A 21612-nucleotide genomic window follows, 5' to 3' on the forward strand; every position below is an offset into this window, starting at 1 on the left:
AAGAAAAGTAAAAGCTTCCAACGATTCCCGACTTGATTTGGCGTTTCTCGCGGTGATGACCAGGAGACGGAAAATGCAAATCCAGAGGTTGTTCAAGAGGGCATTACTGGCGGCGGCCATAGGCGCCGTGCTGTCAGCGTCCATCGTTTTGGTTCCGGACACGATTTCCCAAAGCGCCAGCGCGTACGCCAAGGAGGGTGGGGGGGGCGGTCATGGAGGTGGCGGCGGTGGCCACGGTGGCGGCGGAGGCCATGGCGGTGGTGGTGGCCACGGTGGTGGCGGAGGCCATGGCGGTGGTGGTGGCCACGGTGGTGGCGGAGGCCATGGCGGTGGTGGTGGCCACGGTGGTGGCGGCGGTGGCCATGGCGGTGGCGGTGGTCATGGTGGTGGCCACGGCGGTAGTGGTGGTCATGGCGGCGACGGTGGCGGTCATGGAGGCCACAGCGGCGGCCACAGCGGCAGCGGTCATGGCGATGCAGGCCGTGGTCACGACGGCAACTCCAATGCCGGGCGCAGCGGCAACCACGCCGAAGCAGGCGATGATCATGGCAATCATGTCGGCGGCGAACCCGGCGACGATCACGGTAACCATGTTGGCGGCGAGCCGGGTGACGATCATGGCAATCATGTTGGCGGTGAGCCTGGCGATGACCATGGCAATCACGTCGGTGGCGAGCCTGGCGATGATCGCGGCAACCCTGTGGGTGGCGAACCGGGTGATGACCGCGGCACTCACGCTGGCGGCGAAGCGGGGGATGACAACAGCAGGAGCTGAGCCACGCTGACAGGCCATGAGCAAAACCTTGGGGGGCGGGTTTTGCCTGGGCTTGCCCAGTCCACGACTGCCCCTCTCAACGCATGTGCAATGAGCGCTGACAGTTAATTTGGTGTTTCGGGAAGGAAATGGTTACGGGACGTATGGGATTATTTCCCGCGTCGTATACGGCTTCCACCTGTCAAGGAAATGCGCTCAATGCAATCGCCGACATTACCGCCCTCCATGCTCAATGCCTTGCGCCGGGTGATGTACCCGCTGGTGCGGTTGATGCTGCGCAAGGGGGTCACCTATACGGTGTTCGCCGACCTGCTCAAGCAGGTGTTCGTCGATGTTGCCCATCGGGAGTTTCGACTGGACGAAAAGGCGCCCAGCGATAGCCGCATCAGTCTGTTGACGGGGGTGCATCGCAAGGACGTCAGGCGCCTACGCGGCGAGAGTGAAGCGTCGCAAGCGCTGCCGGAAAACATCACGCTTGGTGCGCAACTGGTCAATCTCTGGACCAACAGCCCGCCGTTCTGCGCCAATGTTGGGCAGGCGCTGCCGTTGCCGCGGCTGGCCAGCGTCGGAGGGGCGTGCTCGTTCGATGCTCTGGTGGCGAAGGTCAGCACCGACATCCGTGCCCGGGTGGTGCTCGATGAGTGGTTGCGACTGGGCATCGTCCGATTGGACGAGCAAGACCGTGTGCACCTGGAAGCCGAGGCATTCGTGCCGCAGAAGGGGTTCGACGAAAAAGCCGCGTACTTTGGTCATAACCTGCATGACCACGCCAGCGCGGCGGTGCACAACTTGAGCGGCCAGGGTCTGCCCTTTTTCGAGCGAAGTGTGCACTACGATGCCCTTAGCCTGGCCAGCGTGGAAAGTCTGCGTGAGTTGGTGGCCAAGGACGGCATGCAAACACTGCTAGGCTTCAGTCGGATGGCCGCCGACCTTGAAAGCGCCGACTCGCCCAGTCCTGAACAACGTCAGCGCATCACCATCGGGCTTTATTTCTACACTGAGCCTACCCAACCCGATTCGCACAAGACGCCTGACACATGAATGCCTTCTCGCGCTGCCTCAGTGTGGTCATGCTGGCCTTGGGTCTGGGGCTGGCGACCTGTGCCGGCGTGCAAGCCGCCCCCGTGTGTGTTAGCCGTGACGAAGTGGGCATGGCGGGCGCTGCGGGCCTGCAGTCTCCGGGGGGCATGGGTGGTACTGGTGTACGGAGCGCAAGCGGTGGTGTAGGCGGCACGGGTGCACCTGCGCAGCAGCGTCCAGGTGGCACGGGCGGTACCGGGGCAGTGGCAGACGGCGTGGACGGCATTCTGTTCGATCGCGATAACGGTGGTGTTGGCGGAACGGGGGCTCCGGTGCTGCGCCCTGGAGGAACCGGTGGCACAGGCATCGTCGGCACCATAACCGGGTTTGCGTCGATTTGCGTCAATGGCCTTGAAGTTCACTTTGGCAAAGACGTGCCAGTCAGCGAGAACGGCATGCCCGCCAGTAGTGCCCACCTTGCCATCGGCCAGGTCGTTGCCATAGAAGCCTTCGTCACCCAGCGTGGTCTGAATGCTGGGCGCATCTCGATTCTCAATGTCTACGAAGGCCCGTTGACCGCGCTGCCCAATGCTGCTGGGCCACTGCGGGTAATGGGCCAGCCAGTGCGGCTGGCCGCAGGGGCGAGGGTGGCAGAGGGGTTACGCCCTGGCGAGCCGGTCAAAGTCAGCGGCCTGCGCGATGCCAATGGCGCAGTGGTGGCCAGCCGTATCGAGCGTGCGCCGGGCCTGAAGGCGTCCAGCGCGATTGGCACGATAGACCGTGCTGGCTCCCTCCAGGGGCTGAAGCTCGGGACCCGCATGGCGCCCGCGCAGGAAGTGCTGGTGCGGGGACAATGGACCGGGCGCCAGCTGGAAGTCGTACAGAGCAGGCCCGACCCAAGCCTGCCGTTCGCCGGTCGGGTGCAGACGGCTGTGATCGAGGGGCTTGTGCAGCGTCGGCAGAACCAACGACTGGTCGTTGGCGGCATTCAGGTTACCTTGGGGCGTGACACGGTGATCGTAGGCGAGCAGGCGCAGACCCTGGCAGTGGATCAGCGCGTTCGGGTCAGTGGGGTGTTCACTGGCCATCGTGAGCTACGGGCAGCACGTGTCGAAAGCCCTGGCGAACGCCTCGACCATTCGGGCAAGGGGAATCGGGAGCGCAGCACCGACCAGAACTCGAACAGTACGACAGGCTCGCGCAACAGTGGGCATGGCGGGGGCGATACCCGCGCTTTCAACGACGACCACAGCGGGAAAAGCGTACGAGTCGAGGTCGGGGCAGATGACCACGGAGCGACCGAGTCGGTTGACCACGCTGGATCAGAGCGGGTCGAGGCGGCGCAAAAGCAGGAGAGCCACGGCAACAGTGGACGGCCCGAAAGGGTAGAGAGGGCCGAGGCAGTAGAGAAGGCCGAGAAAGTGGAGAAGATCGAGAAAGGCGAGAAGGTCGAAAAGCCCGATAAGGTCGAGAAAGTCGAAAAGGTCGAGAAAGTCGAAAAGGTAGAAAAGATCGACAAGGTGGACAAAGTCGAAAAAGTAGAGCGGGTTGAAAAGATTGAGAAAGTCGAGAAGGTAGAAAAAATCGAAAAAGTGGAGAAGGTCGAGAAAGTAGAAAAAACCGAGAAGGTCGAGCGCCCCGAACGTTCCGGGCATTAGAGGTAAGCAGTTCGGCATGGAACAACTAGGCTGGGAGAAACGGATCACACGTTCCAACGGGAAGTTGAGGTGCGGATGAGACCCATGCTCCCTCTGTTCACCAGCTTGCTGGCGAGCATCAGCGCATCGGCGATGGCTGACACGTTCACCCTGGCCTCAGGCCTGGACTATTCCAGTGGCGACTACGGCACCGGCACCACATCGGAGATCTGGTACGTCCCTGTGGTGGCGAAATACGAGACCGGCCCGATGACGTACAAGGTCACCGTACCCTGGTTACGCATCACCAACCCTGAGGTGGGCCCCGATGGCGACCCGCTGCCCGGCGGTTGCAGGGATGTGGAAAGCGGTCTGGGCGACACGGTCACCAGCGCGGCTTACGCCTTGCTTGACGGCAGTGCAGGTGGCGTCTTGCTCGACCTGATCGGCAAGGTCAAATTCCCTACTGCCGATGAAGACCAGTGCCTGGGTACCGGTGAGTACGACTACACCGGTCAGGTCGACATCGCCAAGGCATTTGGCCCGGTGACCGGCTTCGCCACTCTGGGCTGGAAGAAGTACGGCGACCCGCCAGGCAGCGATTTCGATGACCCGGTATTCGCCAGCCTGGGGTTCGCCCTGCCAGTGGCGAGGGGTACCACGGCAGGTGCTTCCTATGACTGGCGGCAGAAAGTCGTGTCCACTGGGTCGCAAATCAAGGAACTCACCCTGTTCGTCACCCATAAGCTGAGCGCGCAATGGAAGGTTCAGTTGTACGCGGTCAAAGGTTTCTCCGACGCCAGTCCCGATGCGGAAGGCGGCCTGATGCTATTTCATGCGTTCTGATGATGTGCCCCTGGCGCCAGCAGTGCCAGCGGTTCATTCGTAGGCGGTCGCCCCGGCAATGTGCCTCCCAGCCACATAGCCGAAAGTCAGTGCCGGACCCAGGTTGATTCCGCCAGAGGGGTACCAACCGCCAAACACACTGGCCATGTCGGTACCGACAGCGTACAAGCCGGCTATCGGCTGGCCCGCTTCGTCCAGCACTCGTGCATGGCCGTCGGTGCGAAGGCCGGCGAAGGTGCCGAAGCAACCGGGTTGAACCTTAACGGCGTAGAACGGGCCCTGCTCGATGGGCGCCACGCAGGGGTTAGGGCCTTTGTGCAGAGGGTCGCCTTGCTTTCGGTTGAATGGCGTGGAGCCGCGTCCGAATGCGGGGTCCTGGCCGGTTCGTGCATGGCGGTTGAAATCGACGACGGTGTTGATCAATCCAGCAGCGTCGATACCACAGGCAAGCGCCAACTGTTCCAGTGTCGCGCCGCGCTTGAGGTAGCCGCTGCGAAGGTGGGGCCATACCGGTAGCGGTGCCGGACGCGCGTGACCAAGGCCATAGCGGCGCAGGAAGCGGTGATCGCAGATCAGCCATGAGCAGACTTCTTTTCCTGGTGGTACCGCATCGACCATGGCCGAAACGTAGTCGTAGTAGCCGTGCGCTTCGTTGACGAAACGCTCGCCGCTGGCCAGCACGCCAATGATCCCTGGCTTGCCACGCTCGATGATGTGCGGAAAGTGGCCCATGCTGCCGTCACGGTGCGGCACCTTCGACACCGGCGCCCAGGCCACTGGTGACTTCAGGTCGGTCGCGACCACGCCGCCCGCCGACTCGCCCAAGCGCAGCCCATCACCCGAACAGGAGAGCGGGGGCAGGGCAAGGTTGTCTTGGCCAGTGGCGTCGCGCGGGAACAGTTGCTGACGCCGTTTGGTGTCATTGGGAAAGCCTCCGGCGGCCAGCACCACTGCCTTGGCCCGAATGCGCATCTCACCCTGGGGCGTCGTGACGACTGCCCCTTTCACCTGGCCATCTTCCATTAGCAAGTGCCTGGCCGGTGCGGACTCCAGCAGACGCACACCCAGGTCCTGCGCCGATTTCGCCAGCCGCGCCACCAGCGCCACGCCATTGACCAGGTGCATGGCACGTCCGTATCGGGCAAGGTGGTAGAGGTGACGGCCAAAGCGCTTGCACACGTGAAGGAAGGCCCGCGGTGAGCGGGTCATGTTGAGGAACGCGCCAAGGTCGGTACCGGCCATGATCGGCATGCCCATGAACGAGGTTTCGCGCAGGGTCTTGCGCAGGCGCGGCAGCAGGGCGCCGACTTCGCGGGCATCGTATGGCGCCGCGATCACTTGGTGGCCGCCGGTGGCCGCCCCAGGGGTATCGCCGTGCATGTCCGGGATACCATTGCCGTCGGCGAACTGCAGCGCGGTGTGCTTCTCGAAAAACGCCACCATGTGCGGGCAGGCTTCGAGGAAAGCATCGACACGCTCGGCGTCGAAGTGCTCGCCAAGTTCATTGCGCAAGTAGGTGCGTGGCTGTTCGATGCTTTCCTCGATACCCGCACGCTGGGCCAATGGATTGCGCGGCACCCAAGCCCAGCCGCCGGACCAGGCCGTGGCACCGCCGAACACCGGCTCCTTCTCGACCAAGATGACGCTCTGCCCGTGCCAGGCGGCCGTGACGGCAGCAGCCAGCCCGGCTGCGCCGGAGCCGATGACCAGAACGTCACAGTCGGCTTGGAAGGTATCGGTGGGCATCGGGGGGTCTCCTGCATTATTATTGGAACTCGGTTCCACAATGTTCTTGGCAGGCCGGGCGTGATGCAAGCGATTCGCGCAGGCTAGAGGCAATTAGTGGTCGATAACCGGACACTTGGCTGTCAAGACGTCTGTGGATGCGGCATTTTCTTCTAGAATTCGCCCAATTTTTAAGGGATCTCGTAGTCATGGCTGGTAGTCAGATCGAACGCGCCTTCAGTCTTGTTGAATGCCTTACCGGCGAACCGCACGGGTTGGCATTGCAAACCCTGGCCGAGCGCCTGGACATCCCCAAAAGTGCCACCCACCGCATGCTCGCCGAGCTGGTTCGCCTGGGCTACGTGCGTCAGAATCGCGACAACAGCCGCTACCAACTGTCAGCCAAGCTGGTGGCGCTGGGCTTTCGCTACCTTTCCAACAGCGGCGCCGACATCATTCAGCCGATTCTCGACCGTCTGGCCCAGGACAGCGGCGAACTGGTTCGCCTCGGTGTAATCGACGGCAGCCGCCAGACATGGATCGCCAAGTCCCAGGGGGCTCGGTCCGGGCTGCGCTACGACCCCGACATGGGCCGGGATGCGCCGCTGTTCTACACCGCCTCCGGGCATGCCTGGCTGGCCAGCTTGAGCGATGAAGCGGCGCTGCAGATGGTCTTGCGTCAAGGCATTGCCGACCCTGCGCAGTTCGGCCCGAATGCACCGCGTTCCACGGAGGAACTGCTCGGTTACCTGCACCGCGCCCGCGAACGTGGTTACGCCTGGGTCGAGGAAACCTCCGCGGTCGGCACCTCGGCGCTGGCTGCCGTGGTGCGTCGTCCGCAAAGTGATGAGGTCATCGGCGTGCTGAGCATCGCCGGCCCCAGCGCTCGTATGGCCCAGGCGCGCTTGCCAGACTTGGCGCCACAGTTGCTGGCGGCGGTGGAGGAGCTGTCGGCGGCCAGTCAGGCCAGCGAATTGTTCGCGTCGTAAAGGTATCCGGGCATTTTGCGGTCGATTACCGCACAGTCTGTGTCGAGGGCGCTTCTGGTATCTGGAACTTGGTTCTAAATTATTGTTGGTTGATTCTGGAACCTGGTTCTGGAATTGCCATGACAATAATGACAAGAGGACAGACTGTTGAACGCACCCCTTCGTATCGCACTCATCGGTGCCGGGATCATGGGCCGCCAGCATTACCAGCACCTGCGCAATGTTCCTCAAGCGCAGTTGTGCGCGGTGGCCGACCCAGGCCCGCAGGCCGAGGCTTTCGCCACCGAGTGTGGCGTGGCTTGGTTCGCTGATCACCGCCAGATGCTGGAGCAGATCAAGCCTGAAGCGGTGATCATCGCCAACCCGAACAACCAGCATGTCGCTACGGCCCTGGCTTGTGTCGAGGCCGGGGTGCCGGTACTGGTAGAAAAGCCAGTGGGCGTACACCTGGACGAGGTCCGCGCACTGGTAGCGGCGTCGCAACGCCATGGTGTACCGGTCCTGGTCGGCCATCACCGGCGGCATAACCCCTTGATCGCCCGTGCCCGCCAAGTGATTCAGGACGGGCGACTGGGCCGGCTGATCAACGTCACCGCGCTGTGGCAGTTGCAGAAGCCCGACAGCTACTTCGAGACGCCTTGGCGCCGAGAGCCGGGCGCAGGTTTTCTGCTGACCAACCTGATTCACGACCTTGACCTGTTGCGCTACCTCTGTGGCGAGGTGGTCCAGGTGCAGGCGTTCACCCGCAATGACGTGCGGGGCTTCGCCAACGAGGACAGCGCTGCTGTGCTGTTGCAGTTCGCCAACGGCGCACTGGGCAGCCTGACCGGATCCGACGCGGTGGCCGCGCCCTGGAGCTGGGAGCTGGGCTCCGGCGAAAGCCCAGTCTACCCACGCCAGGCCGACCAGCCTTGCTACTTGCTGGCCGGGACCGAAGGTGCGCTGAGCATTCCGCAGCTCAAGCGTTGGCACTACGCCGAGACGGGTTCGGGCTGGCACACACCGCTGCTGCAAAGCGAAGAAGCCACTCCCCCTGGTGAGGCGTTGACCTTGCAGTTGCAGCACTTCATCCGCGTTGCCCGTGGTCAGGAAGCACCACTGATCGATGCCGCCGATGGTGGCCGCACCCTGGCGCTGATCGAAGCCATCCGCCAGGCAGCCGAAAGCGGTCGAGCCTGCGCTCCAGCCCCCATCTGACGTCTACACCTCGCCGCTGGGATTGCCACTGTGGCAGGTCAGCGGCGAGACCTTTCTTTTTCATGCTTTTGGTGAAACACATGACCGATCGAATCTTTTCCCTTGCCGCCCTGACGGTGCTTGAACTTCCCCCACCGCAGATGGTGGAAGTCGCCGCTCGCGCCGGTTACAGCCACGTGGGCCTGCGTCTGGTGCCCGCTACCAGGGAAGAGCGACATTTCCCGCTGGTGGCGGATACCGAGCTGCGCCGACAAACGCAAGCGCGACTGCGTGATACGGGCATCAAGGTGCTGGACCTGGAAATCCTGCGGTTGCAACCGCAGACCTGTGTCGCCGATTTCGAGCCTATCCTGGCGGTGGGGGCTGAGTTGGGGGGGAGCGAGCTGCTGGTGGCGGGGAACGACCCTGACCATGGGCGATTGACCGAACGCTTTGCCGCGTTGTGCGATCTGGCGGTGAGCTATGGCATTCGCCCGCACCTTGAATTCATGCCCTGGACTGACGTGCGCAACCTGAGCCAGGCGGTGGACATCGTTGCAGCGGCTGACCGAGTCAACGGCTGCGTACTGGTTGACGCCTTCCATTTCAACCGTTCCGGATCTTGCCTCCAGGCGCTCGCGAGTCTGGCGCCCGAGCGCATGCATTATGCGCAGCTTTGCGACGTTGCCGGGCCGGTGCCGGACGATATGGACGAGATCCTGCGCCAGGCCCGCAACGAGCGGCGCTTCCCCGGTGAGGGCGACGCTGACCTGGTCGGCTTGCTACGTACCTTGCCGGCCACGGTGCCGCTGAGCCTGGAAATTCCGACACGGCACTTGATGGAGCAGGGCGTGAGTGCCGAGCAACGGGCGCGGATGGCCTTGGAAAAAGCACGCGGGGTATTGGCGCAAGTCTGATCGTTGCCTGTAGGAGCCGGTAAGCCGGCTCCTACGGCTTGGCCAAAAAAGAGGCCCCGAAGGGCCCCGTAGAGGAAAGGGATTCGCGCTTAGGCCGATTCGATCGTGCGCGGTGCCATGAAGTACATCCAGACCAGCGCAATGAAGTACATCGCCGGGATCATGGTGAACAACACCGCGTAGTTGTTGTGGGTGGCAGTCAGGACGCTGCCGACGATCTGGGTCATGAACATGCCGCCGATCGCTGCGCACATGCTGCCGAAGCCGAACACGGTGCTCACCAGGTGCTTGGGCGTGTAGTCCATCACCAGGCTCCAGATGTTCGCCGTCCAGGCCTGGTGGGCACCCACCGCCACGGCAATGGCCAGGACCGCGATCCACAGACCGCTGGCATTGGCGGCGAAGACGACGCTGATGATGGTGCAGGCGAAGACCAGCATCGAAATCAATCGGGCGCGGGTGGCGCGCACTCCACGGCCTATCAGCCAGGATGAAAGGATGCCGCCGCCAATACTGCCGAAGTCCGCAGTCAGCCAGATCAGCATTAGCGGGATGCCCATCTGGGTCACGCTGATGCCCAGGGAATATTGCTGGTTGAGAAACGGTGGCAGCCAGTACAGGTAGAACCAGAACACCGGTGCTGTGATCGAGTACGCTACGGCAAAGGCCCAGGTACCACGCAAGCGCAGGATACGGCTGAACGGCAGGCGTGGCACGTCAGGCTCTGCGTCCTGCTGGATGTATTCCCGCTCGCTCTGGCGCAGGCGTGGATGATCTTCAGGATTGAAGTATTTGAGGCCCCAGAACACTACCCAGACCAGGCCCAGGCAACCCATGGCGATGAATGCAGCCTGCCAGCCCCACACGGCCAGAACCACCGGCAGCAGGGCCGGGGTGACCATGGCGCCAACGTTGGTGCCGGCGTTGAACAGCCCTGTGGCGATGGCACGTTCGCCTGCGGGGAACCACAGGCGCGTGGTTTTCACGCAGGCCGGGTAGTTGGCCGCCTCGGTCAGGCCGAGAATGAACCGGCACACCATGAAGCCGGCTGCCGAAGTGGCCAGTCCGTGGGCGCCGGTGGCCAGGCTCCAGAGCAGCACCGCGCAGAAGAACGCACGCTTGACGCCAATGTTGTCGATCAGCCTGCCTTGCAGCAAAAAACCGATGGCGTAGCCAACCTGGAACCAGAAGTTGATGTTGGCGTAATCCATCGCCGTCCAGCCCATTTCCTTGGACAAGACCGGCTGCATGATGCCGAGCGCCGCTCGGTCTATGTAGTTCAGGGTGGTGGCGAAGAACACCAGAGCAAGCATGCCCCAGCGGGTTTTGCCGACGGCGAAGGCGCCGCGGAGCTTGTCGCCGATGGAGCCGTGGCCAAGCCGTGGCAAGGCGGTGTCGAACTTGGATTGGGTCATGTCGAGGCTATTTCTTGAAATTGTAATGACTGCGGTACGTCTCGGTCGTGGCTGTTTCCCAGGCAGGGGGCACACGCAAGGCCAGGCAATGGTGAGTAGTGAATGGAGAGGCGTCAATTCATGGGAGGGGCTATTGTTCGGTAACCGAACAATAGCGAGAGGTTGCCTGAGTCTGGCTCAGCGCCAGGCCGGCCAGGTAGCCGAACGTCATGCCCGGACCAAGGGTGATGCCACCGCTTGGATAATGCCCACCCATTATGCTCTGCATGTCATTGCCGACCGCAAACAAGCCGGGGATCGCTCGTCCATGGCTGTCCACTACCCGCGCACAGGCGTCCGTACGCAGCCCGGCAAAGGTCCCAAGGCTGCCCGGCAACAGCCTGACGGCGTGGAACGGTCCTTGCCGCAACGGTCGCAGTGATGGGTTGGGCGATTGCAGTGGGTCGCCTTGCGCCCGGTTGTAGACGGTGGCGCCGCGCTGAAACTCAGGGTCCTCGCCTTGGGCTGCGTGATGATTGAAAGCGTCCACTGTCGTTTTCAGTTGACGGGCATCGATCCCGCAGTGCTCGGCCAACGCGTCCAGCGTCTGGCCGCTGAACAAATAGCCGCGCCGCTCGTAGAAGCCTGTGGGGAAGGGGAAGGGCTTGGCCCAGCCGATGCCATATCGACGTTGGGCGGGGTGATCGCAGATCAGCCAGGCTTCATGGGGCTCACCTTCAGGCGTTGCGGCGAACAGTGCATTCATGAAGTCGTGGTAGTTGTCGGCCTCGTTGACGAAGCGCCGGCCGTCGCGGCGTACCACGATGAAGCCAGGCTTGGCGCGGTCGATCAGGTGGGGAAAATGCCCCAGGCTGCCATCCCCTCGCGGCACCAGGGAGACCGGGGCCCACGCGCCGGCATGGGCCAGCGTAGGGCTGACCTGGCCGCCGACCTGTTCGCCCAGGCGCAGGCCGTCGCCGCTGTTTTCCCTTGGCGCGGCGCTATGATGAGCATTACCGTCGGGTGCATGGCCGACCAACTGGGCGATGCGCTGGCGGTCATGGGGAAAACCACCGCAAGCCAGTATCACGCCACGCCGGGCCCGCACCCGTTGGCCGTTGGCGAACCGTGCCCCGGTGATTCGGTCGTCGTCGCCCAGCAAGCCTGTCGCGGCAAGGTCGGTGAGCAAACACACGTCAAGGTCCAGAGCGCTGCGCAGCAGGCGCGCTACCAGGGCATTGCCGTTGACCAGTTGCAGGCCGCGTCGATGCAACAGAAGGTCGCGTCCATGGCGCAGGAGGCGCTTGCTGACGTGCATGGCGGCTTTTGCCGAGCTTGTGGCATTGAAGAACGCGGCCATGTCCGCGCCACCGGCGATGCCCATGCCTGCCAGGCTGACGATGTCCAGTGGTGGCCGCAGCTTGTGTATCCATGGCCCGAGTTGGCGTCCATCGAACGGTAGCGCACACAGTGACCGTCCGCCCCGTGCGCTGCCTTCCCCTTCGTGCATGTCGGGCATTGTCGAGCCGCAGAAGAACTGCACGGCGGTATGTTGCTGGAAGAACGCCACCATGTCCGGACCATGGCGCAAGAAGGCGCGCTGGCGGGAGTCCAGTTCGGTTACCTGGGTATGTGCGCGCAAGTACCGTTCAGGCCCGTCGTCGGCCTCGATGAAACCCTCTGCGACGGCCAGGGGGTTACGGGGTATCCACAACCAGCCACCCGACCAGGCGCTGGTGCCGCCCAGTTGGCTGGCCTTTTCCGCGACGATCACGTTCAAGCCGTGATGCGCGGCAGTGACTGCGGCGGCGAGGCCAGAGGCACCTGAGCCGATGACAAGGACATCGCATTCCAGAGTGGGCAGGGTTGACATCGAGGGATTCCAGTCAGGTTGTCAATTGCCAAGGCCCATCACCTCGGCACCTTCGGTGCTTTGCGGCCCCTTCCTGGAGGGGAGAGGCCCGGTGAGCGGATCTAACTCCCTCACTGCAACGGCGAGAAGCCCGTTGGCCGCAGCACACGCGATTGCAGCTTGAGCACCGCACCCAACTCGCGGTTGCGCCGCGAGAATTCCGCCCAGCGTGGGTCGGCGGCCATTGCTTTGCGTCGCTCCATCCGCTCGTCAAGGCTGGTGTAGCCCCACAGGTGCACCACCTGGTTGGCCTCGCCGAACTCGGTGGTGAAAAAGCCGATCAGCTTGCCCAGGTGTTCGGTTTGCACCTCCAGCGCATGGCTTTGGTACAGGGCCAGCCAGTCAGCGAGTTTCAGTGGGTCGAGGGTGTAGGTTCTCAGTTCGTAGTACATGGGTTTTTCTCCGCGTGAGTGGCCGGCGCCCGCAGGCGTTCGGCGATATGGCTGGCAGCGATCCAGCCGAAGGTGAGGGCGGGGCCAAGGGTGATGCCTGGGCCTGGGTAGGTGCCCTCCATGATCGAGTTCATGTCGTTGCCAACGGCGTACAGTCCGGTGATCGGCGCGCCGGCTTCGCTCAGTACGTTGGCGTTGGCGTCGGTCGCCAGGCCGCGTGCCGAGCCGAGGTCGCCGGTGTGGATTCGGATCGCATAGAACGGCGCCTTGGCCAAGGGCGCCAGGCACGGGTTGGGTTGGTGCTGTGGGTCGCCCATGTAGCGGTTGTAGCTGTTGGCTCCCTTCCCGAATGCACGGTCGATGCCGATACGAGCATCGGCGTTGAAGTGCTCAAGTGTTTGCGCAAGTGTTTGCGGGTCGATGCCGATGGCTTGGGCGAGGGCATGCGGGGTGTCGGCCCGATGCAGGTAGCCGGCCTCGATCAGCGCGTTGTTGTCTACCGGCCTTGGTCGCGCCAGCCCGAGGCCATAGCGGTTCATGGCATCAGCATCGCAGATCAACCAGCAGCTGCTGATGCCCTGGGCGAACATGGTCTGCACAAAATGATGATAGGAGTTGGACTCGTTGACGAAACGCCGACCGGTCGGATCGACTGCAATCACACCCGGTTTGGCGCGGTCGGTGACCAGGTGCGGGAAGCGTTCGCGCTCGCCATTGGAATGGCGCAGCTCGGACACCGGAGCCCAGAAGAAGTTGGCGGCCAGGTCCTCGCCCTTGGCTGCCTGCACGGCTTCGCCCAGGCGCAGGGCGGCCCCGTCATTGGTGGGAGGAGACATGGTCAGGTGCGGTGCGCTTGCGTCGGGCCGGTTAGCGGCGGCTAGCGCGCCTGCTGCGAAACCGCCCATGGCGCAGACAACGCCGCCGTGGGCGAGAACCCGTTCGCGACGGCCCTCGCGCAGTACCACCACACCACGGACCACCCCCTGCTCGACGATCAGCGCCTGCGCCTCGCTGCGCAGCCACAATTGAGCACCGTCGGCCAAAGCGCTGCAAGCCAGCCGGGCGATCAGCGCGTTGCCGGTCGTCAGCCGGGTGCCACGGTGGTGGCGCAGCCGATCCACCCCGTAGCGAGCCATCAGCTTTATGCAGTGCCAGAGCGATGCAGCCGAGCGGCGCATGCTCAGGAAGTGCTGGATGTCCACGCGGTTGACCATCATCCCGCCGAACAGCAGCATGCCGGGCGGGGGCATCTTCAGGTCCTTGAAGCGCGGGCCGAGGTGGCGCCCGTCGTACTCGACCATTTCCAGTGCGCGTCCAAACTCGGTGGCGCCGGGTGCATCCGGGTAGTAGTCCGGTGAGTGCAGGCGCAGGCTGTACCGCAGCTCGGTGTTGGCCTCCAGCCAACGCAACGCTTGGTGGCCGCGTTCGACGAAGGCGTCCACGAGCTCAGATTTATAACCGGCGCCGATGATCGCCTTGAGGTAAGTGCGGATGGCTTCGGGCGAATCCTCGGCGCCGGCGGCGCTCGCTTGATCACTGCCATGGATCCACACCGCGCCACCGGAAATGGCTGAGGTGCCGCCAAAGGTGTCGGCCTTTTCCACGATCAATACCTTCAGGCCAAGGCGGGCAGCGGTGGCGGCGGTGGCGAATCCCCCGGCACCGCTGCCAAGGACGACCAGGTCAAACACTTGTTGCGATTGTTCGATAGCGGACATGGCCTCAGATCTCCAGCGGCGTGACGCCCATGAAGGCGCCGAGGTGGCCAAGCTGTGCGAATGCCATCTGCGCTCCGGTCTGGATCGCGCAGCCGCGCTGGCGCGCAAGAGCCAGCAACGGGGTGATTTCCGGGGAGGTGACGACGTCGGCCACCAGGGTCCGGGGTTGCAGGGTTTCCAGCAGACTCGCCGGCAGCGGTAGCTCGCCGGTATCGCCCATGCCGACGGGTGAGGCGTTGACTAGCAGGTCGAAGCGCTCCAGCGATTCGTAGTGTGTGGCGACCTCAAGGTTGGCGAAGGTATTGCCGAGCAGTTCGCAAAGTGCGGCGGCGCGCGGAGTGCTGGGGTCGCTGAGGGTCACCTGGGCGACGCCTGCCTCACCCAATGCATAGGCAATGGCGCTGCCGACCCCGCCGCAACCGATCACCAGCACACGTTTGCCGGCTGGTTGGAATCCATGCTTGCGCGCAGCACCGAGAAAGCCTGCGCCGTCGACGTTGTCACCCAGCAGGCGGCCATCGGGTTCACGGCGAATCACGTTGACCGAACCCAGCGCGGTGGCACGATCGCTGAGTCCATCCAGATGCGCGGCCAACACCTGTTTGTAGGGAACGGTGACCACGCAACCGCGCAGGTTGCGCCAGCCCTTGAGGCTACCGACGAATGCTTGAAGCGATGCTTCCTGCATATCGATGGGCAGCATCGCCAGGTTACGGTCGTTGTTGGCGAACCAGGTGTTGAAGTTGTCGGGCGATTTCACCTGGGCGATGGGTGAACCGACGATGGCGACCAGTTCTGTCGAACCCCGAATCATGCTGACCTCCGTTTTTGGCGTTGTTGTGGAGGCAAGCGTGGCGCGCGGCGTGGGGGTACGGCAATGCGCTTAGCGATCCATTAGTGCGATAATCGCAGTCATGTATCGGTATTCGCATTGAATTGGTGTATGAGTGGGTGAACACCCTTAGGAGCGGGCTTGCCGGCGATTGGCCCCAGAGCCGCCCGACAACCGTCCAGCCCACCCCACGAGCCGAACACATGGACAAACACGAAACTCATCCCCGCGACCTCATCGCCGGTCTGCAGAAAGGCTTGGCATTGATGCAACTGTTCAGCGCCGACCAGCCACGCTTGAGCGTGCCACACGCGGCCAGACTCTCAGGGCTGACGCCCAGTGCCACTCGACGTTTTCTGTTGACGTTGGTGCACGAAGGCTTTGCCGACACCGACAACCGCCATTACTGGCTGACACCCAAAGTGCTGCGTATTGGCCAGGCCTATGTGGATTCGGCGCAGTTGCCGCGCATGTTGAGGCCTATCGTCGAGCAGGTCGCGCGCCAGACCCAGGAGCATGTGTCGGTGGGCACCCGCGACGGTGACGAAATCATCCACCTGGTGCGCAGCCGGTATAGCCACGTCGCCTCGCTGTCGATTCGCCCCGGCTCGCGGGTACCGATGTACTGCACCGCTGGCGGGCGGATCTGGCTGGCGTCGCTGGATGCAACGGCGCGGGACGACTACTTCTCGCGAAACCCGCTTCGCCCGCTCACGCCCTACACGCAAACTGACAGGGCGCGCCTGGAGGCGGTGCTGCAGCAGGTGAGAGCGCAGGGTTTTTGTATCGTCGATCAGGAGTACGAAATCGGTATGCGCGTGCTTGGCGTGCCGCTGGTGGATCGTGCTGGGCAACTGAAGGCGACACTGACCATCACTACCCATGCGTCGCGGCTGAGCGTCGATGAGATTCGCCTGCGCTACCTGCCTGCGTTGTACGAGGCGCAGGCCCTGTTGAAGCCGGTGCTGGACTGACGGTCAGTGACGGATCAGGTAGGCGCCTTGCGGAATACGCCCTTTGAGCTTCTTGCACTTGACCGGCGCGGGCTGGTGCCCGGGCGGAACACCTGGGAACCAGATTCGGCACTTGCCCGGGGGTGGCCGGTGACCCTGGGGTATGTCCATGTCCTCGGCCTGTGTTACCGGGTTGCTCAAGCGCTGTGGTGCCGCAGGCTGCGGTGGCGGCGTGAAGGGATCGGTGGGCGTTAGGTTCACCGCTTGAGCGGAGGCAGGGGGCTGGTCGGCCGCTGGCAGTGCGCCGTAAACCTGGCCATTGCGAGCCGCCTGGATCAACTGGAAATTGCGGTTGCGCAGCGCGTTGTTGCTGCCGACCCGCATATTCGAGCGCACGGCGAGGGTTTCGGCCTGTTGGTACTGGCCTTGTTGCAGGCGCAGCACGCCAAGGTAATGCAAGGTTGCAGGGTTGTTCGGCTGAATCTGCAGTGCTCGTTCCAGTGTTGCCGCCGCTTGGTCCAGATGGCCGGCGGCGTACTGCTGCGAGGCGCTTTCGATCAGCATGGTGGAGGCATTGTTGCTATGGGCTGGCATCGAGCGGTCGCCTGCGAACGCGCCACAGGCTGCGACGGCGCTGAACAACAGGAGAACGGCCGGCAGCATGCGTTGGCTGGGCATCGGGTACTGACTCGACAGTGTCTGGTCTGGCGGAAAGGGACATGGCCCTCGCCCGTGGATGCAAGGGGATGCTATCGACCCAGTCCGTGCAATGAAGTTCCCAGGCTGCGCAACCTTTGAGGGTTGGCGATGGCATCCGACTCACCTTTTTCGAGATCGGATCAATCAACGCCTGCTCAAGGCCAGACGCACCGCGAAAATCACGAACAGTAGCCCGGTAGCGCGGTCGAGCGCAGCGATGACCTTTTCGCGGCGCAACACCCCCGCCAGCGAATGCGTCGCGCTGACCAGTACCATCGCCCAGAGCAGGCCGAGTGCCACGTGGATGCCGACCAGAATGAAGGTCCAGGCTATCAGCGGCTGGCCGTGGGGGATGAATTGCGGCAGGAACGAGACGTAGAAAATACCGACCTTAGGGTTCAGCAGGTTACCCATCATGCCCCTGAGGAACCAGTTGGACTGCGTCCGCGGCTGCGTTGCGATCGGCGCCAGTGAATGCCGTGGCCGCATCAGCATGTTCACCCCAAGCCAGGCCAGGTACGCCGCGCCGCAATACTTCAGAATGCTGTAGGCGAGTTCGGACACGGCCAATAGCGCGCCCAGGCCGAACGCAACCGCCGCGCCCCATAGCAAGCAACCGACGTTGATGCCCAGCGCCGCACGCAGCCCTTGCCGACGGCCCTCGACGGTTGCTGTCCTGAGGATGAGCGCAGTGTCCAGGCCTGGTGTCACGGTCAGCAGCGTGGCGGCGAGGGTGAAGGCAATCAGGTTGTCTGCAATGGACATTAGCTTCGGCGCCTGCGGGAGGAGGTGAGCGCAGGTTAGCATGGGCGTGCTCGGGGTGGTCATTGCGCGGCGGCAAGTCGTGGTATGGCGAGGGGCATGCAGCGGTCTTGAGATCGAGCGCCGCCCGCGCGGCGCATCGCGAGCAAGGCTCGCTCCTACGTCTGTTTCGGGCCAGTAACGCCAGTGACAGACGCGCGCGAACGCCTGGTGTGTACGACTCGATAGTGCGCCATGCGCCAAAGCGTTCGCGCGCAAATCCCACAGGCGTAATTGGCCCGAGACAGATGTAGGAGCGAGCCTTGCTCGCGATGCGCCGCGCGGGCGGCGCTCGATCTCAAACGCGCTGCACTTCTCACCACTTACGACGCATCCACAACACCCTCCGGCTGAGCCACCATGCGATTACTGACGCTACGCCCCAGCACCAGCACCGTCGCCAAACCGCAACCCACCAGCGCCGTGGCCAGGCTCAGCAGCACCGAACTGCCCAGTTGGTCGACGATCCGCCCACCGAAGAACGAGCCCAGCGCGATGATCACCTGGAACATGGCCACGAACAAAGGCATGCCGCGCTCGACGTCCTTGGGCGCCACGACAAACATCCAGATGCTGGCGCAGGCCGGGAACGCACCAAAGGCGAAGCCCCAGAGGGCGATGAGCATCGCGGCGCCGGTCATGCCGGTGGCGAAGTAAGGGAACAGCGCAGTGCTGGTACCGATCATCAGCGCAACCAGCAACAGGGTGTGACGCACGCTTCGGTTGGCGGCGAAACCGGCGAAGATGTTGCCCAGCACCCCGGCCACGCCATAAAGCAGAAGCAGCGAGCCAATGGTAGGTCCATCGAAGCCAGCCCTTTGTTTGAAGAAAGGCGCGACATAGGTGTATGCGGCAAAGTGCGCAAGGCCAATCAACAATACTGCGATCAATCCGACCCGAGCCTGTGGATTGATGAACAAGGCCGGCAGGTCGCTGATGCGAATGGCCTTGTCCGGCGCCAGTCGCGGAAGCAGCAACACCTGCGCCAGAAGTACCGGCACGCCCACCAGCGCGGTTATCAGGAAGGTCATGCGCCAGCCCATCAGGCCGCTGAGCCAGGTACCAACCGGAACACCCAGGACGGTCGCCAAGGTGACACCGACCATGATGATCGAAGTGGCCTGCGCTACGCCCACCCCCTTGGGCGCGAGGCGTCCGCTAAGGGCGATGGCTGTCGCCCAGAAACCGCCGATGCTGATACCCAGGAGTACGCGGCCGAACAGCAGCAGGCTGAAGTCGCTCGCATAAGCCACCACCGCGTTGGCGATGATCATGATCAGCGTCAGGCCGATCAGTAGATAGCGCCGGTCAAGGGCGCCGATGCCCACGGACAGCAAAGGCGCGGCGAGGGCAGCCATGATGCCGGGCAGGGTGACCATCAGGCCGGCCTGGCCAGCACTGATGCCCAGGTCGCTGGCGACATCGTTGAGAACGCCCACCGGCAGAAACTCGCTGGTGACCAGGGAGAAGGCACCGACGGCGACCGAGAGAATTGCAAGCCACTGCTGCTTGACGCTGTATTGGGTGTGTTCGGGGACGTGCGCGGACGGGTTGGGTGTCGGCATGGTATTAAATTCCAGGAACGGACGTCGCCTGTAGCAGGCGAGAGGAGCGGGGAGAAACAGAGGGGCGATTATAGGGGGCGGTTTTGCCGACCCGACAGGCGGGTGTCTCGATAGTAATCATCAACGCATTCGATGGATCCGCAGCATGTAGGAGCCGGCTTGCCGGCGATCACCGGCCCCTGCAGGTTCGTTCACCAGGCTCAACTCAGTTGAGCAATCAACACTGCATTGCTGTAGATAAGGCTGCCATCACTGGCACGATGGCCAACGAGATGAAACTGCCCGCGCTGCTCTTCACTCAAGTAGACACGCAGACGGCAGTCAGCCAGGGGGCCGCACCCTGGCGGCAATACAAGGTTCATGCTCGCCAGGTCGACATCGACCATGGTTTCGGTTTCATGGCTCTGTTGCAGGTATTCTTCGGCCTGCTCCAATCGCCTGTGGTTAGCGCCTTGGATGTCGAAGTGTATTTCGCCCAGTGGCGTGGACTTCTGCGTGGGATCGCGTTTGCACCAGCCTTCGATCGTCAGGGTACTCATGGCCAATCCTCGTGCTGTAACCGATTTTGGTCACCTTCGAGGATGTTGACCGCGACGCCGGATCAGTCGTTCCTGTTCCCTGGGGTCGCGGTCTTGGCGGTATCAGCGACGATAGTAGCGGTGATCGTCGTCGTAGCGGTGGTGCATCGCCCGATCATGGTGGCGCTCCCAGTAGCGGCGGCGCTCTGCTTCGCGGCGGGCTTGCTCCCTGCGCCATTGGTCGCGACGCCACTGTTCCCGGCGCCAGTCATCGCGGCGGTAATGGTCACGGTGATCGTGGTAGTAACGGTCGTCGTGGGCCAGCAGCGTCCCTGATCGCTGATCGGCCAGGCTCGGCCAGGGGTTACCACCACCCTGGGTGGGCGCCTGAAGGACCTCGACCTGGGACGTGGCAACAGGGGGCGTGGTCTTCATGGTTGTTGCAGATGCCGAGCCCACTGCCGCGAAGGCGAACAGGCCAAACAGCACCATCCGTGGGACGTGGAATTTCATGATCGAAGACAACCTCTGATGTTGGGACGTGTAGGCATTTGGCGGCTGGCAACCTTCCAGTTGGGCCATTCACATAGACCGACAAATAAAGAAAAGTTCTAAGTGCACAGCGCACAAATAGCCAACGACTCCGGCGCTTGGCACACTCCACGCTCAAACTGATGGCAATGGCCGCCGTCGGTCTTCAGGAGCGTTTCATGCAGCAGGTCTTGCTTATTGTCGATGTGCAGTCGACGTTCAACCCCCCGGAATGGCTGGTCGACCGGTTGCGAGCGTTTTCGGCGAAGATCTTCACCATTGCCATGGTGGTGACTCATGACGAGCAGGTCACACCGTTTCAACGCCAGCTTGGCTGGCACCCTGCGGCGCAGGACGAGCATTTGGTCGAAGCCGACACCGTGTTCGTCAAGCATGGTTACGGGCTACCGGTCGAAACCGTCGAATACATCAGGCAACTGGGCGTCGAACGGGTGCTGGTGTGTGGCATGCAGACCGAAACCTGCGTGCTCGCGGCCGGCTTTGCGTTGTTCGACGCAGGGTTGACGCCGACCTTGGTCACCGACCTCACCGTCGGCTCGTCCCTGGACCGGTCAGGGCAACTGGGCATCGAATTGTGGAAGCATCATTTCGGCCAGGTCACCACGCGGGCGGAGGTGGATGCCTTGCTGGACTGACTTGATAGGTTGGCGGGGCGGAAACGTTGGCCGCAGGGGGCCAACACGGCATGGATGCTGGGAGAACGACGATCCAACAAAGATTGATAGACATGCTTTGATGGGGGCGTGTCGAACTTTCCTACAGTGCGGATCGAATTTGCCTGGCATCTAGTCAGGTAACCCCACTCATACCCTTTGGCCTTCTCGGATTTCCCGGGGTAATCCCCCGGCTAGGAAGGCCTGCCAAATGCCCCAAGGTTCCCCCGGATCCGCGCTGTCCGAGCGCGAGGTCCAGATCGCCATCGCCCCGCTGGAAACCCTGCTGCGCGAAGACCTCGGTGCCGCTGCCGCCGCCGTCGACCAGTGGCTGCAGGACATCAGCTGCGGCCTGCTCGACCTGCAATCGGTGCGCTACCACCTCGAAGCCTCGGTGCCGGTTGTGGCCAACGCCTTCGCCCTGGTGGATGCGCTGCTCGATATCGCCGAGCTGGTACGAAATCCCAGCAACGATCCGCTGCAATGGGTCAGCCTGGGCATCAACCTGATTGGCGTGGTGCCGGTTCCGCTCGGCCTG

The 21612-nt window shown here is 63.1% G+C and carries 21 protein-coding genes; 10 read left to right on the forward strand and 11 right to left on the reverse strand.

What is annotated here, in order from left to right; translation table 11 throughout:
* Positions 1 to 73: 73 nt before the first annotated feature.
* The 4 genes from H620_RS27430 (at position 74) to H620_RS0111300 (ending at position 4278) form a co-directional block, all read left to right on the forward strand.
* A complete protein-coding gene (locus tag H620_RS27430) occupies positions 74 to 775 on the forward strand; it encodes a hypothetical protein (RefSeq protein WP_081669689.1) in 702 nt (233 codons plus the stop codon).
* Positions 776 to 973: 198 nt separating this feature from the next.
* Positions 974 to 1816: a DUF6502 family protein gene (locus tag H620_RS0111290; RefSeq protein ID WP_027907373.1), complete on the forward strand. Its 843-nt coding sequence runs from the start codon at positions 974 to 976 to the stop codon at positions 1814 to 1816.
* Positions 1813 to 3453 (forward strand): DUF5666 domain-containing protein, encoded by a 1641-nt coding sequence (locus H620_RS0111295; RefSeq protein WP_027907374.1) that lies wholly within the window; start codon positions 1813 to 1815, stop codon positions 3451 to 3453. The genes H620_RS0111290 and H620_RS0111295 overlap by 4 nt, the downstream gene beginning before the upstream one ends.
* 75 nt (positions 3454 to 3528) lie before the next feature.
* Positions 3529 to 4278, forward strand: coding sequence for a hypothetical protein (locus H620_RS0111300; RefSeq protein ID WP_049818773.1), 750 nt, complete (start codon positions 3529 to 3531; stop codon positions 4276 to 4278).
* Between the two features lie 33 nt (positions 4279 to 4311).
* On the opposite strand, the gene H620_RS0111305 is transcribed toward H620_RS0111300, so the two are convergent.
* Positions 4312 to 6024, reverse strand: coding sequence for an FAD-dependent oxidoreductase (locus H620_RS0111305; protein ID WP_027907376.1), 1713 nt, complete (start codon positions 6022 to 6024; stop codon positions 4312 to 4314).
* 188 nt (positions 6025 to 6212) lie between these two features.
* On the opposite strand from H620_RS0111305, the gene H620_RS0111310 reads away from it, so the two are divergent.
* From H620_RS0111310 to H620_RS0111320, 3 genes are all read left to right on the forward strand, one after another.
* On the forward strand, positions 6213 to 6992 hold the full coding sequence (locus H620_RS0111310) for an IclR family transcriptional regulator (protein WP_023380688.1): 780 nt from the start codon (positions 6213 to 6215) through the stop codon (positions 6990 to 6992).
* A 147-nt stretch (positions 6993 to 7139) separates the two neighbouring features.
* Complete coding sequence (locus tag H620_RS0111315; RefSeq protein WP_027907377.1) at positions 7140 to 8189, forward strand: Gfo/Idh/MocA family protein; 1050 nt, start codon at positions 7140 to 7142, stop codon at positions 8187 to 8189.
* 80 nt (positions 8190 to 8269) lie between these two features.
* Positions 8270 to 9085, forward strand: coding sequence for a sugar phosphate isomerase/epimerase family protein (locus H620_RS0111320; RefSeq protein WP_027907378.1), 816 nt, complete (start codon positions 8270 to 8272; stop codon positions 9083 to 9085).
* 89 nt (positions 9086 to 9174) lie between these two features.
* On the opposite strand, the gene H620_RS0111325 is transcribed toward H620_RS0111320, so the two are convergent.
* The 5 genes from H620_RS0111325 to H620_RS0111345 form a co-directional block, all read right to left on the reverse strand.
* Entirely contained in the window at positions 9175 to 10500 is a 1326-nt protein-coding gene (locus tag H620_RS0111325; protein WP_027907379.1) for an MFS transporter, read from the reverse strand.
* Between the two features lie 130 nt (positions 10501 to 10630).
* On the reverse strand, positions 10631 to 12343 hold the full coding sequence (locus tag H620_RS0111330) for an FAD-dependent oxidoreductase (protein ID WP_027907380.1): 1713 nt from the start codon (positions 12341 to 12343) through the stop codon (positions 10631 to 10633).
* Between the two features lie 119 nt (positions 12344 to 12462).
* Positions 12463 to 12783, reverse strand: a complete 321-nt coding sequence (locus tag H620_RS0111335; protein ID WP_023380681.1) for an NIPSNAP family protein — start codon at positions 12781 to 12783, stop codon at positions 12463 to 12465.
* The gene (locus H620_RS0111340; protein ID WP_027907381.1) at positions 12768 to 14501 is read right to left on the reverse strand and encodes an FAD-dependent oxidoreductase; all 1734 of its coding nucleotides are present in this window, start codon (positions 14499 to 14501) and stop codon (positions 12768 to 12770) included. The genes H620_RS0111335 and H620_RS0111340 overlap by 16 nt, the downstream gene beginning before the upstream one ends.
* A 4-nt stretch (positions 14502 to 14505) precedes the next feature.
* Positions 14506 to 15315, reverse strand: a complete 810-nt coding sequence (locus tag H620_RS0111345; RefSeq protein ID WP_027907382.1) for a shikimate dehydrogenase family protein — start codon at positions 15313 to 15315, stop codon at positions 14506 to 14508.
* A 221-nt stretch (positions 15316 to 15536) separates the two neighbouring features.
* On the opposite strand from H620_RS0111345, the gene H620_RS0111350 reads away from it, so the two are divergent.
* Positions 15537 to 16307: an IclR family transcriptional regulator domain-containing protein gene (locus tag H620_RS0111350; protein ID WP_023380678.1), complete on the forward strand. Its 771-nt coding sequence runs from the start codon at positions 15537 to 15539 to the stop codon at positions 16305 to 16307.
* Between the two features lie 3 nt (positions 16308 to 16310).
* Here H620_RS0111350 and H620_RS0111355 read toward each other — a convergent pair whose 3' ends face one another.
* The 5 genes from H620_RS0111355 to H620_RS0111375 all read right to left on the reverse strand — a co-directional run bounded on the left by H620_RS0111355 (position 16311) and on the right by H620_RS0111375 (position 20382).
* Positions 16311 to 16964: a tetratricopeptide repeat protein gene (locus H620_RS0111355; protein ID WP_023380677.1), complete on the reverse strand. Its 654-nt coding sequence runs from the start codon at positions 16962 to 16964 to the stop codon at positions 16311 to 16313.
* A 165-nt stretch (positions 16965 to 17129) separates the two neighbouring features.
* A complete protein-coding gene (locus H620_RS0111360; RefSeq protein ID WP_027907383.1) occupies positions 17130 to 17750 on the reverse strand; it encodes a LysE family translocator in 621 nt (206 codons plus the stop codon).
* Positions 17751 to 18109: 359 nt separating this feature from the next.
* Positions 18110 to 19351 (reverse strand): MFS transporter, encoded by a 1242-nt coding sequence (locus H620_RS0111365; protein ID WP_027907384.1) that lies wholly within the window; start codon positions 19349 to 19351, stop codon positions 18110 to 18112.
* Between the two features lie 200 nt (positions 19352 to 19551).
* The gene (locus tag H620_RS0111370; protein ID WP_023380674.1) at positions 19552 to 19890 is read right to left on the reverse strand and encodes a hypothetical protein; all 339 of its coding nucleotides are present in this window, start codon (positions 19888 to 19890) and stop codon (positions 19552 to 19554) included.
* A gap of 102 nt (positions 19891 to 19992) precedes the next feature.
* Positions 19993 to 20382, reverse strand: coding sequence for a hypothetical protein (locus H620_RS0111375; protein WP_027907385.1), 390 nt, complete (start codon positions 20380 to 20382; stop codon positions 19993 to 19995).
* Between the two features lie 167 nt (positions 20383 to 20549).
* On the opposite strand from H620_RS0111375, the gene H620_RS0111380 reads away from it, so the two are divergent.
* Positions 20550 to 21056, forward strand: coding sequence for an isochorismatase family protein (locus tag H620_RS0111380; RefSeq protein WP_081669690.1), 507 nt, complete (start codon positions 20550 to 20552; stop codon positions 21054 to 21056).
* 229 nt (positions 21057 to 21285) lie between these two features.
* Positions 21286 to 21612, forward strand: a 327-nt coding sequence (locus H620_RS0111385; RefSeq protein ID WP_027907386.1) for a hypothetical protein, incomplete at its 3' end; no start/stop codon positions are given.

It is taken from the genome of Pseudomonas taiwanensis DSM 21245, assembly GCF_000425785.1.
Taxonomy (GTDB): domain Bacteria; phylum Pseudomonadota; class Gammaproteobacteria; order Pseudomonadales; family Pseudomonadaceae; genus Aquipseudomonas; species Aquipseudomonas taiwanensis.